This window comes from Pseudomonas sp. MYb541 (assembly GCF_037479595.1).
In the GTDB taxonomy this organism is placed as follows: Bacteria; Pseudomonadota; Gammaproteobacteria; order Pseudomonadales; family Pseudomonadaceae; genus Aquipseudomonas; species Aquipseudomonas canadensis.
This window is the reverse complement of sequence record NZ_JBBGYS010000024.1, coordinates 54,303-69,949: the sequence shown is the minus strand read 5'-3', so window position 1 is coordinate 69,949 and position 15,647 is coordinate 54,303. Positions and strand designations below refer to the sequence as shown.

Annotated in this window: 18 protein-coding genes, 1 tRNA gene and 1 pseudogene; 12 read left to right on the top strand and 8 right to left on the bottom strand. The window is 60.4% G+C overall.

The window, feature by feature from the left end; genetic code table 11:
* Positions 1–9: 9 nt before the first annotated feature.
* Together WH299_RS16425 and WH299_RS16420 are read right to left on the bottom strand one after the other, a co-directional pair.
* Entirely contained in the window at positions 10–183 is a 174-nt protein-coding gene (locus tag WH299_RS16425) for a DUF3094 family protein (protein WP_016976295.1), read from the bottom strand.
* A 54-nt stretch (positions 184–237) separates the two neighbouring features.
* Positions 238–867 (bottom strand): DUF1780 domain-containing protein, encoded by a 630-nt coding sequence (locus WH299_RS16420; RefSeq protein ID WP_010213242.1) that lies wholly within the window; start codon positions 865–867, stop codon positions 238–240.
* 103 nt (positions 868–970) lie between these two features.
* Here WH299_RS16420 and WH299_RS16415 point away from each other — a divergent pair, with 103 nt between their 5' ends.
* A complete protein-coding gene (locus WH299_RS16415) occupies positions 971–1,660 on the top strand; it encodes an energy-coupling factor ABC transporter permease (protein WP_122724561.1) in 690 nt (229 codons plus the stop codon).
* Between the two features lie 65 nt (positions 1,661–1,725).
* Entirely contained in the window at positions 1,726–1,941 is a 216-nt protein-coding gene (locus WH299_RS16410; protein ID WP_003171680.1) for a hypothetical protein, read from the top strand.
* On the opposite strand, the gene yacG is transcribed toward WH299_RS16410, so the two are convergent.
* From yacG to WH299_RS16390, 4 genes are read right to left on the bottom strand one after another with little or no spacing between them, the layout of a single operon-like run.
* The gene (yacG, locus tag WH299_RS16405) at positions 1,938–2,138 is read right to left on the bottom strand and encodes a DNA gyrase inhibitor YacG (RefSeq protein WP_003188437.1); all 201 of its coding nucleotides are present in this window, start codon (positions 2,136–2,138) and stop codon (positions 1,938–1,940) included. The genes WH299_RS16410 and yacG overlap by 4 nt on opposite strands.
* Positions 2,135–2,758, bottom strand: a complete 624-nt coding sequence (gene coaE / locus WH299_RS16400) for a dephospho-CoA kinase (RefSeq protein ID WP_323623496.1) — start codon at positions 2,756–2,758, stop codon at positions 2,135–2,137. The genes yacG and coaE overlap by 4 nt, the downstream gene beginning before the upstream one ends.
* Positions 2,755–3,621 carry a prepilin peptidase gene (locus WH299_RS16395; protein ID WP_323623495.1) on the bottom strand — a complete coding sequence of 289 codons (867 nt, stop codon included), beginning with the start codon at positions 3,619–3,621 and terminating at the stop codon, positions 2,755–2,757. Before WH299_RS16395 ends, coaE begins: the two co-directional genes overlap by 4 nt.
* Positions 3,618–4,826, bottom strand: coding sequence for a type II secretion system F family protein (locus tag WH299_RS16390; RefSeq protein ID WP_122723692.1), 1,209 nt, complete (start codon positions 4,824–4,826; stop codon positions 3,618–3,620). Before WH299_RS16390 ends, WH299_RS16395 begins: the two co-directional genes overlap by 4 nt.
* 202 nt (positions 4,827–5,028) lie before the next feature.
* Between WH299_RS16390 and WH299_RS16385 the strand changes: the two genes are divergently transcribed.
* The 4 genes from WH299_RS16385 (at position 5,029) to WH299_RS16370 (ending at position 7,450) form a co-directional block, all read left to right on the top strand.
* A complete protein-coding gene (locus WH299_RS16385; protein WP_122724563.1) occupies positions 5,029–5,442 on the top strand; it encodes a pilin in 414 nt (137 codons plus the stop codon).
* A gap of 35 nt (positions 5,443–5,477) precedes the next feature.
* Positions 5,478–6,878, top strand: a complete 1,401-nt coding sequence (locus WH299_RS16380) for an O-antigen ligase family protein (RefSeq protein ID WP_339550791.1) — start codon at positions 5,478–5,480, stop codon at positions 6,876–6,878.
* Between the two features lie 48 nt (positions 6,879–6,926).
* A tRNA-Thr gene (locus WH299_RS16375) sits at positions 6,927–6,999 on the top strand.
* Between the two features lie 145 nt (positions 7,000–7,144).
* Positions 7,145–7,450 (top strand): DUF6388 family protein, encoded by a 306-nt coding sequence (locus WH299_RS16370; RefSeq protein ID WP_122723694.1) that lies wholly within the window; start codon positions 7,145–7,147, stop codon positions 7,448–7,450.
* A gap of 150 nt (positions 7,451–7,600) precedes the next feature.
* Here the strand turns inward: WH299_RS16370 and nadC are convergent, their stop codons facing one another.
* Positions 7,601–8,449, bottom strand: a complete 849-nt coding sequence (gene nadC / locus WH299_RS16365) for a carboxylating nicotinate-nucleotide diphosphorylase (RefSeq protein WP_028618799.1) — start codon at positions 8,447–8,449, stop codon at positions 7,601–7,603.
* 191 nt (positions 8,450–8,640) lie between these two features.
* On the opposite strand from nadC, the gene WH299_RS16360 reads away from it, so the two are divergent.
* From WH299_RS16360 to WH299_RS16340, 6 genes and pseudogenes are all read left to right on the top strand, one after another.
* The gene (locus WH299_RS16360) at positions 8,641–10,764 is read left to right on the top strand and encodes a DUF1631 domain-containing protein (RefSeq protein WP_339550790.1); all 2,124 of its coding nucleotides are present in this window, start codon (positions 8,641–8,643) and stop codon (positions 10,762–10,764) included.
* A gap of 61 nt (positions 10,765–10,825) precedes the next feature.
* Complete coding sequence (gene ampD / locus WH299_RS16355) at positions 10,826–11,389, top strand: 1,6-anhydro-N-acetylmuramyl-L-alanine amidase AmpD (RefSeq protein ID WP_122723697.1); 564 nt, start codon at positions 10,826–10,828, stop codon at positions 11,387–11,389.
* Complete coding sequence (gene ampE, locus WH299_RS16350) at positions 11,386–12,222, top strand: regulatory signaling modulator protein AmpE (RefSeq protein ID WP_028618802.1); 837 nt, start codon at positions 11,386–11,388, stop codon at positions 12,220–12,222. The genes ampD and ampE overlap by 4 nt, the downstream gene beginning before the upstream one ends.
* 146 nt (positions 12,223–12,368) lie before the next feature.
* A pseudogene (locus WH299_RS29685) lies at positions 12,369–13,460 on the top strand (methyl-accepting chemotaxis protein); the annotation flags it as partial.
* Positions 13,437–14,366, top strand: a complete 930-nt coding sequence (locus WH299_RS29680) for a methyl-accepting chemotaxis protein (protein ID WP_445262712.1) — start codon at positions 13,437–13,439, stop codon at positions 14,364–14,366. The pseudogene WH299_RS29685 and the gene WH299_RS29680, both read left to right, overlap by 24 nt.
* Before the next feature lie 126 nt (positions 14,367–14,492).
* Complete coding sequence (locus tag WH299_RS16340; RefSeq protein ID WP_122723699.1) at positions 14,493–14,924, top strand: hypothetical protein; 432 nt, start codon at positions 14,493–14,495, stop codon at positions 14,922–14,924.
* Here WH299_RS16340 and WH299_RS16335 read toward each other — a convergent pair.
* Entirely contained in the window at positions 14,871–15,647 is a 777-nt protein-coding gene (locus WH299_RS16335) for a TatD family hydrolase (protein WP_126570446.1), read from the bottom strand. The genes WH299_RS16340 and WH299_RS16335 overlap by 54 nt on opposite strands.

Genomic DNA, 15,647 nt, shown 5'->3' with positions numbered 1-15,647 from the left:
CCAGGCAGCTCATAGCGTCAGGTAACTCAAAAGTCGGCTCAGCAAGCCCAGGCCGATCACCACAACAAGCACCACACCCAGGAGCAGCCACGGCCGGAAAGGCTTGCGCTCGACTCGGTTTTGGGAGAGTTGCAGGTACTCTTCGACATGCTGTTGGTCATCGGGGTTCAGGCGGCTGGTCATAAAGGCCTCGTCAGGTAGACGTTGCAAAAGGGCGCCACGTTACAGTCCGGGGGATCAGAGGCTGATGCCCACATCGAACACTATGCTGCGGCCCAGGTTGTTGCGCAAGAAATCCGGTGCGTCGGGGTGAGCGAACAAAACCCGTGCAAAGGTCGGCCCCACCAGCGACAACGAGCGCCAGCCCTGGCGCAGGTATTCGGTCGGCGGCGGAAAATGACTGTTGAGGTCGAGTACTTCGCGCTTGAGGCTGGTGAAGGCGACGATATCCAGCTCCCCCAGGTCCATCCCGCGTTCTTTATAGTTATGCGCCTTCTTGCGCAGTGTAGGTGCCAGGCGCAATAAAAATTCGTGGGCCGGAATGCGCCGCGGCTTGGCTTCGCGCCGCACCAATTGGCTCAGGGAGAAGGCGCTGCGCCGACGCAGCAACTCGTCGCGCCATTCGTCGTTCAGGCGGCGGCCCTCATCCAGTACGAAAAACACCTCGAAGCTGGCATCGCGAAACAGTACGTCCGGCGGCTCTTGCCCGGCGGCATGAAACTCTTCGGCTCGGTAGGGCACGTTCAAGCCTTGCAGCAGGCGCTGGCAGACCCAACGCTCACGCTCCCATTTGCGGGCATTGGACAGGAACGCGTTGGCTTGTTCGGCTGCTACGGTGAGCAGGCGCAAGTAATCTGAGTCATCCATAGCTAGCAGCTTAGCGCTCAAATGATGACCGCAGGAAGTCCCGCTATAAAACGTCGGTGTAGACTGACAATCCGACTGATTTTCCAACATGGAGCGTGCTGCCGTGATCAGTGCCGCGATGCTGGCTCCGACGACCCTGGGCGTCGGCTGGCTGTTATATGCGCCCGTCGTGCTATGGGCGGTCATACGGTCACCTTGGGTCGAATTGTTTGCCGACCGTCGACGCCAACATTTGCTGTTCGGCACCGTCTTCGCGTTGTTCATGCTGTGGCTGGTGCGGCGGGATTTTGATACCGGCGTGTCCTACCACTTCATTGGCATGACCGCCGTGACCCTGCTGCTGGATTGGCCCCTCGCCATCGTCGGCGGCTTTGCCGCCCAGGTGGGCTTGATGGTGTTGGGTCGCCAGGACTTGGCCGCCCTTGGCATCAACGGCCTGTTGCTGATCGGGCTGCCGGTGCTGGTCACCGAGGCCTGCGCGTTGCTGGTGGAGCGAGCGCAACCGCGCAATCCCTTTGTGTATATCTTCTGTTCCGGTTTTTTCGCAGCTGCTCTGTCGGCGCTGCTTTGCCTGCTGTTCGGGCTTGGGCTGCTCTGGTTCGACGGTCGTTTCGCCATGCCGGAATGGCTGGAAGATTTCATCGGCTACCTGTGGCTGATCATTTTCCCCGAAGCCTTTATCAACGGCATGGTCATCAGCGCCTTGGTGGTGTTTTGCCCGGAATGGCTGGAGACCTTCAATCGCACGCGCTACCTCTCGGCACCTTGGAAGGATGACGATTCGCAGCGTTGACCCAGATCAAATCCAGCGCACGCAGCCAGGCCCATGCTTTGCAGAATTTTTCAGGAGCATGAAACATGAGTGTGTACGAGTGGGCGCGGCAGGAGTTGCGCAGAAGCCAGGATGCGGCACAGGAAATCGGTTTTGACCCAGGCCTGACCCTGCGCGCCATGCTCAGCGCAGTGGTGCAGCAGAGCAAGGGAGTGCGCAGTTTCGAAGACCTGGCCGACGAGCTGCAATACCTTGCAGAGAACCTCGACGACCAGCAGGAATACGCCTTTATGCGCCCTTAGTGGCGTGGCGGCAGGTCTTCGGAAAACAGCTCGTCTTCGGCATCCGGGGCCACGGGGATCTTGTGTTCCTCAGCGGCCCAGGCGCCCAGGTCAATGAGTTTGCAGCGGTCCGAGCAGAACGGCCGGTTGAGGTTGGTCGCTTTCCATTCCACGGGTGCGCCGCAGGTTGGGCAGTCGACGGTCAAGGGTTGGCTCATGATCGGCCTCCACGCAAAGTAAGGTAAAAGTGGTGCAGTCGCTCGACCTCGCTGTGCAGCCAGGCAAGGTCCTGGTCATTGGCCAGTACGTCATCGGCATGTTTCAGGCGGTCTTCACGGCTGGACTGCGCCTTGAGAATCGCCTGCACCTGCTGTTCGTTGATGCCGTCGCGCTGCAGGGTACGCTGAATCTGCAGCGATTGCGGCACGTCGATCACCAGGATGCGCTGGGTCATGCTGTACTGGCCCGACTCGATCAGCAGTGGCGACACCAGAATCGCATAAGGCGACGTTGCCCGTGCCAGGTGGCTGCGAATTTCTTCAGCGATCAACGGATGCAGCAGGGCTTCGAGCCAGCGGCGCTCTTCGGGGACTTCAAAGATCAGCGTGCGCAAGGCGGCGCGATCCAGCTGGCCGTCAGGTTGCAGCACGCCGGCACCAAAGTGCTCAGCGATGCGCGCCAATGCCGGGCGGCCAGGCTCGACCACCCAGCGGGCGGCGTGATCGGCGTCCACCAAATCGATACCCAGGTCGATAAAGTGCTGCGCCGCCGCGCTTTTGCCGCTGCCGATGCCGCCGGTGAGGCCGAGAATCCAGGGTGTTGCAACAGAGGTGGTCATCTGAAACCGACAGACTGCAAATAGAAGTCGGTTATTTGACCACCCCAGAGCAATGCAATCCAGCCGGCAATTGCCAGATACGGACCAAACGGCATCGGTGCCGACGCCTGGGCCTTGCGCAGGCGCATCAGGATCAAGCCGACGAACACGCCGACCAACGACGACATCAACAGCGTCATCGGCAGGATCTGCCAGCCGCCCCAGGCACCGAGCAGTGCGAGTAACTTGAAGTCGCCGTGGCCCATACCGTCCTTGCCGGTAGCCAGCTTGAACAACCAGAACACGCTCCACAGGCTCATGTACCCGAACACCGCGCCCCACAGGGCGTCGGGCAATGTCGTCAGCAGGCCGAACCCGTTGACGATCAGCCCCAGCCACAGCAGTGGCATCACCAGCACATCCGGCAACAGTTGATGGTCGGCATCGATCAGGCTCATCGCCAATAAACCCCAGCTCAGCACCAGCACTGCGCCCGCCTGCCAGCCAAAGCCGAAATGCCAGGCGACCCAGGCCGAGATCAGTCCACACGCCAGTTCAGTAAGCGGATAGCGGGCACTGATGGCACCTTGGCAATGGGCACAGCGACCTCGCAGGAACAGGTAGCTGAGCAGTGGGATATTTTCCCACGGACGTATCGGATGGTTGCAGTGCGGGCAGCAGGAATTGGGGTGCATCAGGTTGTAGGTCGGCCCAGCGGGATCGGCGGGTAGACCGAGCACTTCATGGGCCTGGGCGCGCCATTCCCGTTCGAGCATTTTTGGCAGGCGCCATACCAGCACGTTAAGGAAACTGCCGACGATCAGCCCCAGTACACCCGCCATCACGACAAAAGCCCACGGATGCGCAGCCAGTAACAGGCTCAAAACGCGCTCCCCAGCTGGAAGACCGGCAAGTACATGGCGATTACCAGCGCACCGACAATGCTTCCCAGGATCACCATGATCAGCGGCTCCATCAGGCTGGTGAGGTTGTCGACCAGGTTGTCCACGTCGGCCTCGTAATGGTTGGCGACCTTTTCCAGCATGCGGTCCAGTGTGCCTGACTCCTCGCCGATGGCAGTCATCTGGATTGCCATACGAGGAAACAGACCGCTGGCGACCATGGATTGATTTAATGCCATGCCGGTGGATACGTCCTGTCGCATATGCTCGATTGCCTGTTTGAACGGCCCTGAACCGACGGCGCCGGCCACTGAGTCCAATGCCTGAGCCAATGGAACACCCGCTGCGAAGGTCGTGGACAGTGTGCGTGCGTAGCGGGCCACGGCCGATTTTTTCAGCAGTTTGCCTGCGAGTGGAGTTTTCAACAAACCGGCGTCCAGCCAGCGTCGAAAAGCAGGGACGGCGCGATAGGCGTGGCGCAATCCCACGCCTCCCGCGAGAACGCCAAGCGCTACGCCCCACCAGGCCTTCTGCATGAACTCGGACAGGGCGATCACCTGCAAGGTAAAGCCGGGCAGCGTGCCGTCGACGCCGGCAAACAGATTCTGGAATTGCGGCACAACGTGGATCAACAAAACGCCAGTGACAAGACAGGCCACCGCCAGCACCGCGATCGGATAGGTCATGGCTTTTTTGATCCTGGCCCTTAACTGCTCACTCTTTTCCCGATGAATCGCCACGCGCTCCAGCAGGGTTTCCAGTGCACCGGCCTGTTCGCCGGCGGCCACCAGGTTGCAAAACAGCTCATCGAAGCAGCGCGGCTTTTTGCGCAAGGCGTCGGACAGGCTGGAGCCGGAGGCAATCGCTTGTTTCAGTCCTTGCACCAGCTCACGCACAGCGCGGTTGTCGAAGCCTTCGCCGATGATGTCGAAGGCTTGCAGCAGGGGAATCCCGGCCTTCAGCAGCGTCGCCAGTTGGCGAGTGAGCAGGGTGATATCCGTCGATTTGATCGGCGGTGTGAGTCCCCGTAGAACGGAGGATTTCTTGCGCACATGCCCTGGGCTGATGCCCTGTTGGCGCAACTGGGCCCTGACCCAGGCAAGATTGTGCCCCGTGGTTTGCCCGCACACCCTGCGTCCTTTGCGATTGATGCCTTCCCAGGCGTACAGCGTTAAAGCGTCGTCCATGTCACCGTTCCGCACAGAGGTCGTCGAAGATTTATAGCTTAGTCAGGTGACGGATTCGGGCTGGCAGGTGCAGCAGGATAAAATGTCAGAATGTGCGACTTGTACGCGATTGAGCGGCTGCGCATGAGTACACTGGCGCCGCTGCACAACACGGGGCGCAGGACGCGCCTTGTCATGAGTTCTATCCTGGAGAGTGAATGTGATACGTCAAAAAGGTTTTACCCTGATCGAGTTGTTGATCGTCGTGGCAATCATCGGCATTTTGGCCACCATCGGCCTGCCCATGTACACCACCCACCAGGCCAAGGCCAAATTCACCGCCGGCCTGGCTGAAATCACCGCGTTGAAGCCAGGGTATGAAGACACCCTCAACCAGGGCACGGTTCCTACGCTGGCATTGATCGGCGGCACCAGCCCGACAGCCAACTGCAAGATTGGCGTGGCTGGGGACGTTGCCACGGGCGCAGGCTCGATCAGTTGCGAACTAATTGATGCGCCGGCACCGGTGCTGGGCAAGACCATCAGCCTGACGCGCGATGCCACCACCGGTTGGAAATGCACCACCACCGCTGACGCAAAATATGTCGCCAAAGGCTGCGGCGCCGACGGCGCTTAACTGCTAAACCCTCCACAGGGAAGTTGAGGTGGCCGATGGTGTTATCCCTAGAGCAGCGTGGCAGTATTTTTCTGGTGGCGGTGGTGTGCCTGCTGGTTGTCGGGATCTGTGCTCCCTTCAGTGGGCATGATCTGCAGCGGGTGATGCAGATTGCCATCGGGGCTTGCGCGGTGCTTTATGGGCTGTCGGTCGCCCGCGTTGAACGGCTGGTTGACCGGCCCACAGCCTTGGGCCTGATGCTCATCATCGGGTTGGGGCTGGTGTCGTCAATGCGAGCTCACCAGCCGCTGTGGGCACTTGTCGAAGTGGCATTGTTCATCAGCTGCGGCGCGATTGCCGTAGCATTTGCCTTGGCGCGGCGTCAGGGCGGTCAGTCTTTGGATCGCGCCTTGATTGTGTTCGTGGTGCTGCTGTGCCTGATCAAGTCGATTCAATACACCTACGTCGGTGCTCTGGCGTTCATCAATGCGGAGCGGACGCTGGATCCTGACTTGTTGCTGTCTGGCTTTTCCAACAAGCGTTTCTACGGCCAGTTCCAGACACTTACCTTGCCGCTGCTGGCGCTCCCTTTGTTGATCCCCACGCTTTCTCGCCCACTCAAGGCCGCGGTGTTTGCGCTGCTGTGCGCGTGGTGGCTGATTGCAGTGGGGGGCGGCACGCGTGGCACCTGGCTTGGCATGGGGGCGGCCAGTGTGGTGCTGGCGGTGCTAGGACCATGGGGCCGGCGCTGGCTGGGTTGGCAATTGGCCGCAATGCTGGGGGGACTGTTGTTGTATTGGCTGGTGTTCAAGGTGTTGGCGGATTACCTGGGGATCGAAATCGCCAATGCCGCCAGCGATCGCCTCACAACCACGTTGTCGGGACGTGGTCCGATTTGGTGGCAGGCCTGGCATATGCTCGTCGAACGGCCTTTGCTGGGGTTCGGGCCAATGCAGTTCGCCGATATCGCCAACAGTATCGCCGCTCACCCTCATCAGGCCATTTTGCAATGGGCCAGTGAGTGGGGTGTGCCATCCGCGTTGTGCGTCGCCGTGTTGGCATGGCGCGCAGGTTGGGCCACGCTCGGTGTATTGCGTGAGCGCGCACTGAGCACCGAGTGGGCAGACCTGCTGCGGCTCTGTCTGTTTGCGGCGTTGGTCGGTGCATTAGTGCAGTCCATGGTCGACGGCGTGATCGTGATGCCCAACTCCCAGGTCTGGCTGGCGTTGGTGGTGGGCTGGTTGATGGCGCTGCATGTCTGGCGAACCCCGCAAACCGGCCAACTGCCATTGGCCTGGGGCGCTTGGAAAACCCTGGGGCTGCTGGCCGTTGGTCTGTTGATCGTTATCGCCGTGCGTGACGTCCCTCACATCGCGCGAGCCCAGCAGCAGTACCTGAGCAGCCATGACAACATGCTGCAACCACGCTTTTGGGCTCAAGGCGTGATTGCCCGCTGACGGCGGCAAGTTGCCGGACTCCCGATGCGGTGCTAGCTTTAGCCCACCGCCCGTGTAGCTCAGCCGGTAGAGCAGCGCACTCGTAACGCGAAGGTCGCAGGTTCGATTCCTGTCTCGGGCAAAAAGGCAACATCGGCAGCACTGTTTTCCGTTGATCCCAGAATGGTTCTGAAGGCCAGACGAGCTGGCATTTGCGCCCGCTCTTTTGTATCTGCGCAACCTTGATGACCCAGATGCATCCCCATTCCTCGATCTAAGAGAACGACATGACCACGACTGAAATGACCCAGGAAGCTCGGCACGAAGAAGCACTCAAGAAGTACCTTGAGGACACGCCGCAGCTTAAAGAAGAGATCAAGGACCTGAGCGCCGATGATCAGCGCGACCAGATCCAGTGGGCATTCGAGGACGAGGCCGAGAGCCAGAGCCTCCAACCTTGGGAGCTGACCCTCAAGTACACCTCGACCCCGGAAGAGTTCGAAGCGGCACGGCTGGCCTTGCACAAAGAGGCGGCCGAGGTGCTGGGTGTCGAATGGGAAGAGTATTGCGAGATGAACGACCTGGTCGTCTGAAGTTTGTAGTGAGCGGGCTTGCAACGCGCTGGGTGGCGTAGCCGCCCAAAAATCTACCGCCGCGTTCTAATTGATATAACGCTGTGGTTTTATTGGGGCGGCTACGCCACCCAGCGCGGGGCAAGCCCGCTCACTACTGCTTGCAACGGTTTAGATGCTCAGGCGCATCGACAGATCCACCGCCTTCACATCCTTGGTCATCGCACCAATCGAGATGTAATCCACCCCGGTCTCAGCGATGGGCAGCAGGGTGCTTTCATTGATCCCGCCGCTGGCCTCCAGCTTCGCCTTGCCGCCGTTCAGGCGCACGGCTTCACGCATATCGTCCAGGCTCAGCTCATCGAGCATGATGATGTCCGCGCCCGCCGCCAGGGCTTCGCGCAGTTCATCCAGGCTTTCCACTTCGATTTCCACCGGCTTGCCGGGCGCGATCTTGTGGGCGGCGGTGATCGCCTGAGCAATGCCGCCACAGGCAGCGATATGGTTTTCCTTGATCAGGAACGCGTCATACAAACCGATACGGTGGTTGTGGCATCCGCCGCAGGTCACGGCGTACTTCTGCGCCAGGCGCAGCCCCGGCAAGGTTTTGCGGGTGTCCAGCAGCTTGACCTGGGTACTGGCGACAAAATCCGCCAGGAATTGCGCGCGAGTAGCGACCCCGGACAGCAGTTGCAGGAAATTCAACGCACAGCGTTCGCCGCTCAGCAGCGAGCGTGCGGGGCCTTCAAGGTGGAACAGCACTTGGTTGGGGCTGACGCGTTCACCGTCGGCCACCTGCCAATGCACCGCGACCCGTGGGTCCAACTGGCGGAACACCGCATCCACCCAGGCCGTACCGGCGATAACAGCCGTGTCACGGGTAATGATGGTGGCCGTGGCCAGCCGTTCGGCCGGTATCAATTGCGCAGTAATGTCGCCGCTGCCGATGTCTTCCAGCAGTGCGCGGCGCACGTTGGCTTCGATTTCGGCGGTGAGGTCGGCAAGACGGAGATTCGGCATAACAGGCTCCACAGACAAAGTGCCCCGATTATAGGGGCAGTGCGCGTTCGAACCCAGGCTCACCACTCATTTACCGCGCAAAGGCAGAGTTTGCTGGCGCAACCCCCCTCATTTGCAAGATAATCTCGCGCCTTGCAATTGGCGTCATAGCTTTGACGTTCAGACCAATACCGCCGTTTCAGGAGGCCAGGATGCACAATGACGGAAAGGTGGTGCCCTTCAACAAGGCGCCCGCCACGCCATCGCCGCTCGCCCGACTGCCGGTGGTGTTACTGCAGGTCCGCGACAAGGCGGCGCAACAGTTGCAGCAAGGGCTGCAGGACTTGTTCGATAACGCCGACGACACCTTGTTCGAAATGGCCGACAAGGCGCGTAACAACCTGGATCACCATATTTTCTTCGAGGCCATGCGCGACCTGCGCCTCAAGCGCAAGAATTTCGAGCGTGTGTTCATGGAGCGCCTGTTTGAAGCCTTCGCCAGCCTGGGTCAGGCAGGGCGAGGGGAATTGCAGTTGGTGCCGGTGGTTTCCTACGACGCAGCACCAGGTTCATCCAAGGATGACCTGGAAAAAGCCGTTGCGCTTGAAGCCATGCTGGGTCGGGTGCGGCACCGTGATGGCTTGGCCTTGGCGCAACTCACGGCGCGCTTGAGCGCGTTGCTCGGCAATCGCCTGGATGATTGTGAAAACCCACTGGGGCCTGCACTGCTGTGTGAGTTCTTCCTGCGGGCGGGGCGCAGCCTGGGCGTGGAGATTCGCGTCAAACTGATCATGCTCAAGTTGTTTGAAAAGTACGTGCTCAGTGACGCCGACCAACTGTACGGTGAAGCCAATCAATTGCTGGTCGCGACGGGTGTTTTGCCTGAGCTGAAGGCCGTACCGTCTCGTCGGATCGAGGCGCCTGAGTCCCGTGAACTTGCGCGCGAGGAAACCTTGCCGCCTGTCGACGAAAATGGCCAGGAAGCCTTCGCCGCGCTCCAGCCGTTGCTCACCGCGGTCCGCGGTAGCGTGGCGCCGACGCTTGAAGCCAGCGCCGAAACCTTGCCTATTGCCACCCGTGACCTGCTGCGCTTGCTCTCCCATTTGCAGCAGTACGTGCCGGAGCCTGAGGTCGAGGATGATTTTGACCTGCGCAACCAGCTTGAGCAGTTGCTCACTCGCGTCAGCGTCAAGAGTGGTAAATCGCGTGTGGTGGAGGATGCGGACGAAGATGTGATCAACCTGATCGCGCTGCTGTTTGAGTTCATCCTCAACGACCGCGCTGTGCCCGATGCCTTCAAGGCCTTGATCGGTCGCCTGCAGATTCCGATGCTGAAAGTGGCGGTGCTGGACAAGAGCCTCTTCAGTCGCACCAGCCACCCGGCGCGGCGCCTGCTCAATGAAATTGCGGCGGCTGGCATGGGCGGCGGCCAGCGCGACCATCTGTACCTGCGCATTGAACAGGTGGTGCAGCGCTTGCTTAACGAGTTTGTCGAAGACCCGACGATTTTTTCCCAGTTACTCGCTGAGTTCAGTGCGTTTACCGCGGATGAGCGGCGGCGCAGCGACTTGCTTGAACAACACACCCGCGATGCCGAAGCCGGGCGCGTGCGCACTGAAGCGGCCCGCCAGCGCGTGGCCGATGTGCTGAACAAGCGGTTGTTGGGCAAGACCCTGCCGCGTCCGGTCGTACAGTTCCTGCAGCAGGCCTGGAGCCAGGTACTGTTGCTGGCCAGCCTCAAGCATGGCGAGCAGTCGGTGCAGTGGCAGGCGGGGCTGCGCACCATGGACGAACTGGTCTGGAGCGTCGGCCTGCAACAAGACACCGAAGCCGGGCGTCATTTGCTGGAGCAACTGCCGGGCTTGCTCAAGGCCTTGCGTGACGGATTGACCAGTGCCGCGTTCGACCCCTTCAGCACCCGCGAATTCTTCGTGCGTTTGCAGGCCCTGCATGTCCAGGCAGCTGAGGGTGTCGACGAGTGGATCGAAGTGCTTGAACCCTTTGTGTTGACCTCGGCGTCAATCGATCCGGTCCACGGCCTGCCGGACAACGACCCCGACCTGCTGAAAGCGCGACAACTCAAGGTGGGTAGCTGGGTGGTATTCGAGGAAGACGAAGCCACTACGCTGCGCTGCCGGCTGACGGCGATCATGCCGCAGGCCGACACCTATATCTTCACCAGTCGCACAGGACTCAAGGTGTTGGAGAAAAGCGCGGGCCAACTGGCGTTGGCGTTCAAGGGTGGGGCGCTGCATACCCTGGAGGACGGCCCGTTGTTCGAGCGAGCGTTGACCGCCGTGGTGGGCAAGTTGCGTCAACTCAATCGCGGCAAGTGATCGCAACCGGAGGGTCGAACGCGGCATACTGGTCATACGTTGTCTCGTTCAAGGAACCGGTATGCAGTTGGACCCCATCAGCGGTTGGTGCGAGGGCATCCGTCATTGCCCTTCGCCCAACTTCAACGAGCGCCCCGCCGGCGAGATCTCACTGTTGGTGGTGCATAACATCAGCCTGCCACCGGCGCAGTTCGCCACCGGCAAAGTGCAGGAATTCTTCCAGAACCGCCTGGATGTCACGGAACATCCCTACTTTGCAGGGATCGCCGACCTACGGGTGTCTGCGCATTTTCTGATTGAGCGGGATGGTGCGGTGACGCAGTTTGTGTCCTGTCTCGACCGGGCCTGGCATGCCGGGATCTCGCAATTCGAGGGTCGGGAAACCTGCAATGACTTTTCCCTGGGGGTGGAGCTTGAAGGGACGGATGACCAGCCGTTCACTGACGCTCAATATGTGTCATTGACCAATCTGACCCGCCAGTTGCTGGCGGCTTACCCCGGCATTACGCCCCAGCGTATTTGTGGTCACAGCGATATCGCTCCGGGTCGCAAGACCGATCCCGGCCCGGCTTTTGATTGGACGCGCTTTCGCAGCGCCCTGCAGGATGGAGGACACGCACGATGAGTTTCCTGGTGTTGGTGTTGGCCGTATGGATCGAGAAGTTCTCGGCCCTGCGCCAGCGGTTGCAGCGTGATGGCGGTTGGCTGCGTGAACTGGCCAAGCTGGAATCGAGCCCGCGCATGGGCAAGCAGCCCTGGCTGATCCTGGCATTGCTGGTGTTGTTGCCGGTGGCATTGTTGGCGTTGCTGCTGCTGGTGTTGGAGCCGGTGGCTTACGGGCTGTTGGCACTGCCGGTGCACCTGCTGGTGGTGATCTACAGCCTGGGCCGTGGTGATCTGCTCGCCGGACTCGGCCCCTTCCGCGATGCCTGGCGACGTGGCGATCTGCAAGCCGCCGAGCATGTGGCCGAGCGTGACCTGAACCTGAGCGCCGACAGTGGCGAACAACTGCTCGAACGCGTCCAGGGCCATCTGTTGTGGCAGGCCTACCAGAGCTTTTTCGCGGTGATTTTCTGGTACTTCCTGTTGGGCCCGGTTGCCGCGCTGGCTTATCGCCTGCTCGCACTGGCCAGTGAACACAGCAAGAACCCTTTGGTGGCTGAGCGGGCCGGGCAACTGCGCCACGCATTTGACTGGCTGCCGGTGCGTCTGCTAGCGGCCAGTTTTGCCCTGGTGGGCAACTTCGTCGCGGTTGGCCGTGTGATGCTGCACGAACTGCTGAGTTGGGACATCAGCGCTGCCCAACTAGTGGAGAAAGTCGGCCTGGTCGCTGCCGAAATCCCACCACCGGCGGTCGGTCCCGATGGTATCAACAGCCTGGACCGGCTGTGGGAACTGCTGCTGCGCGCAGCGGTGCTGTGGTATGCCGGGTTTGCGATCTGGACGGTGCTGCCCTAACGCCTCAACTCATTAACCTTAAGTTACAAAACTCCCTTTCAAATTGAGCTATACAGATGCTGGCTAACTGCCGCCCTGCGCCTCAATAAAAATAAAAGAAAGGGAGTTCACCTGTGAAGAGCTTGCTCTATCCCGCCGTCGCGCTGATGAATCGCCTGAGCTTCGGCATGAAGTTCAGCTTGATCAGCGTGTTGTTCCTGCTGCCGATGCTGGCGACCAACTATTACCTGGTGCGTGATTCGTGGCGTGAATTCCAGGGAACACGCGTGGAGCTGCAAAGCCTCGACTTGCTTGGGAGCAGCCTGGCCCTGCGCCGTGATCTGGAAACCCTCAACAACCAGGTGCAGATCAACGCCACGCTAGGCCAGTCCGGTAAGGCGGGCGACCTTGAGGGCAAGATCAGCGCGTTGGAACAAAGCGTGTTGAGTCGCCTGCAAAGCCTCAACGCCATGACGACCGAGCCCGAGCAGATTGCCGCGTTTGACGCCAAGCGCGACGAGTTGATCGCCGCCTTCAAGGCCCAGCAGCAGGAAACGTCGCTGCTGAGCAAAAGTGCGCTGATCGGCAAATTGCTCAACAAGGCTCAGATGCTCAGCCAGATCATCGCCAGCCAATCCGGCTTAAGCCGCGATTCGCAAAGCGATCTGCGCCAACTTAGTGAGCTGATCACCAGCGTGACCCCGCAGGTCACCCAGACATTGGGCGAAGGCCGGGCAATGGGCGCTTATTCTCTGGGCCAAGGCTTTCTCAATTCGTCGTCCAGCACACGCTTTGACGAACTGTTGCAGCAATTGGAAAAACTCCAGGCCGAATATGGCCTGAAGTTGCAGGATGCCTTGGGCGCCAGCAAAGCCGCGCATGCGGCCCTCGACAGCCTGGCCAACACCAGCAACGCCAGCCTCAAGCAAGGCAGCGAGTTATTCGAAGAACAGGTGGTGATGGCCGAAACCCTCGACGCGCCCTGGCAGGATTTCTACGACGGGGTCAGCCGGTTGATGGCCCAGACCTACCAGTTGGATGACGCCACGCTGACCTTTCTCGGACAGCAGTTGGAACAACGCCTGGCACAGAACCGCACGCACATGGTGGTGTTGGTCGTGGCCCTGAGCGCGGTGTTCCTGTTGATTTTCTACTTGTATGCAGGCTTCTACGCCTCAACGCGTACCACGTTAAGCCGTCTGGGCGCGATGATGGATAAGGTCGCGGCCGGTGACATGACCGTCACCTTTGTTGCGCATAGCCGCGATGAGCTGGGTGACCTGGGCCAGGTGTTCAACGGCACCGTGGCGAAGATCCATGACTTGATCGAGCGCGTCGGACACACCGTCAGCCAGGTCGAGTTGCAGGCCGGGCAGGTGGAGACGGTCTCGGCCCGGAGCAATCAGGCGGTTTCCGGGCAACGTACGCAGATCGAGCAGGTCGCGACCGCGATGAACCAGATGTCGTCCACCGCCCAGGAGGTCGCGCGAAGCGCGGCAGCGGCGGTCAGCAGTGCCCACAGCGTGAACGCCGAAACCGTCAGCGGCCGTGGCCTGGTGCAGTCTCAGCAGGGCAGCATTGCGCGGCTCGCCACGGAAATCGATCAGTCGGTGCGGGTGATCAACCAACTGGCCACCGACAGCCAGTCCATCAGCAGCGTGCTGGAAGTGATCAAAAGCATTGCCGAGCAAACCAACCTGCTGGCCCTTAACGCAGCCATCGAAGCCGCGCGCGCCGGCGAGCAAGGGCGTGGGTTTGCGGTGGTGGCCGATGAGGTGCGCACCCTGGCGCGACGCACCCAGCATTCCACCGAAGAAATCGAACAGATGATCAGCCGCTTGCACAGCGGCGTAGCGGCGGCCGTGAAGGCCATGGGCAGCAGCCATGAAATGGCCAGTGGCACCGTGGAACAGTCGGAAAAAGTCCAGCAAGCCCTGGAAAATATCCTCGGTGCCGTTGGGATGATCGTCGCTCAGAATCAGCAGATTGCCGCCGCGGTGGAGCAACAAACCGCCGTCGCCCACGATATCGACCAGAACATCGTTGCAATCAATCGAGCTGGTGAGCATGCCGCCGAAGGCGCGCATCAGACCGAAGCGGCGAGTCGACAGTTGTCGCTGCAGGTGATTGAGCTGAAACAGTTGATCGGTGCGTTTCGTGTGTGAGTTCGGAATGTAGGATTTGTCGTTTGCTGGCGTGGTGCTTGTCCTGATATCGCTGCGTCTCTTTTCAGGGGGTTTGAATGAGTGAAAATTGTTTCATTCGATTTAATGTCCTAAGGAGGCACAGCGATGAACGCTGTAATCGGCATCAAGGGGCACTGCGCTCACTGTGATATCACTTTTAATCTCAAGCCTTGGCAACTGAATGCCATCGCCATCGAAGAACCGTTCGATTGTCCTTACTGTCAGTGGATCTTGCAGTTGAACTGCCCTCGCCAGTTGCGTCAATTCAGGTCTCTGGATCATTGGGCACTGGTGCCTCCGAGCATGGTGGTGTTGACCTGCACGGTAATGATCGTGGCACTGGTGGCAGAGTGGGTGGGGCTGATGAGTGTGATCGGCCAATTCAACATCTCGCTGGTGGTGTTGCTCGTGCATTTCCTGGTGTTGCGATACACACGTTACCGCCAGCGCATGACGTTGAATCTGCAGTTGGTCACGCCCGCGCTACCAATTGAACAGCTCGCACGCATTGCGTGTGCTCGCCTCAGCCAGCAATAGAGGGCTGGTATCCATCAGTTCGGCAAGCGCTGTGCAGATAGCCGGCAGGTGTTCGGGGCTGTTGCGTTGGCCGGGATACATGGCGGGCGCCATATCCGGTGAGTCGGTTTCCAGCACTACCGCATCCAACGGCAGGTGGGCGATCACCTTGTGCATGCGCAAGGCCTGAGGCCAGGTGGCGGCGCCGCCCAATCCCAGTTTGAAGCCGAGCTTGATGTATTCACGGGCTTCTTCGCGGCTACCGGCGAACGCATGGATGATGCCGCCACGGGGCAGGCGAATGCGCTTGAGGGTCGCGATGGCGGCGGCGTGGCTGCGACGCACGTGCAGCAACGCCGGCAATTGGAAGTCCACCGCCAGTTTCAGCTGCGCTTCAAACAGGCTCTGCTGGCGTTCGCGGTCCAGTTGTTCGAGGAAGTAATCCAGGCCGATTTCGCCCACGGCGCACAGTTGCCGGTGGCCGTGCAGGCGAGTCAGCCAGTCGCCCAGTTCCGTCAGGTCGGCGGGGCGATGGTCATCGAGGTACACCGGATGCAGGCCAAAGGCAGCGAACAAGCCTTCATCCGCTTGCACCAGATCCCATAACCGCTGCCAATTCTGCTGATACACCCCCAACACCACCATGCGTTGCACGCCCAAGGCTCGGCTGTGGGCGAGGACTTCCCGGCGATCGCTGTCGAAATCCGGGAAGTCCAAATGGGTGTGGGTGTCGATCAGCTCCAC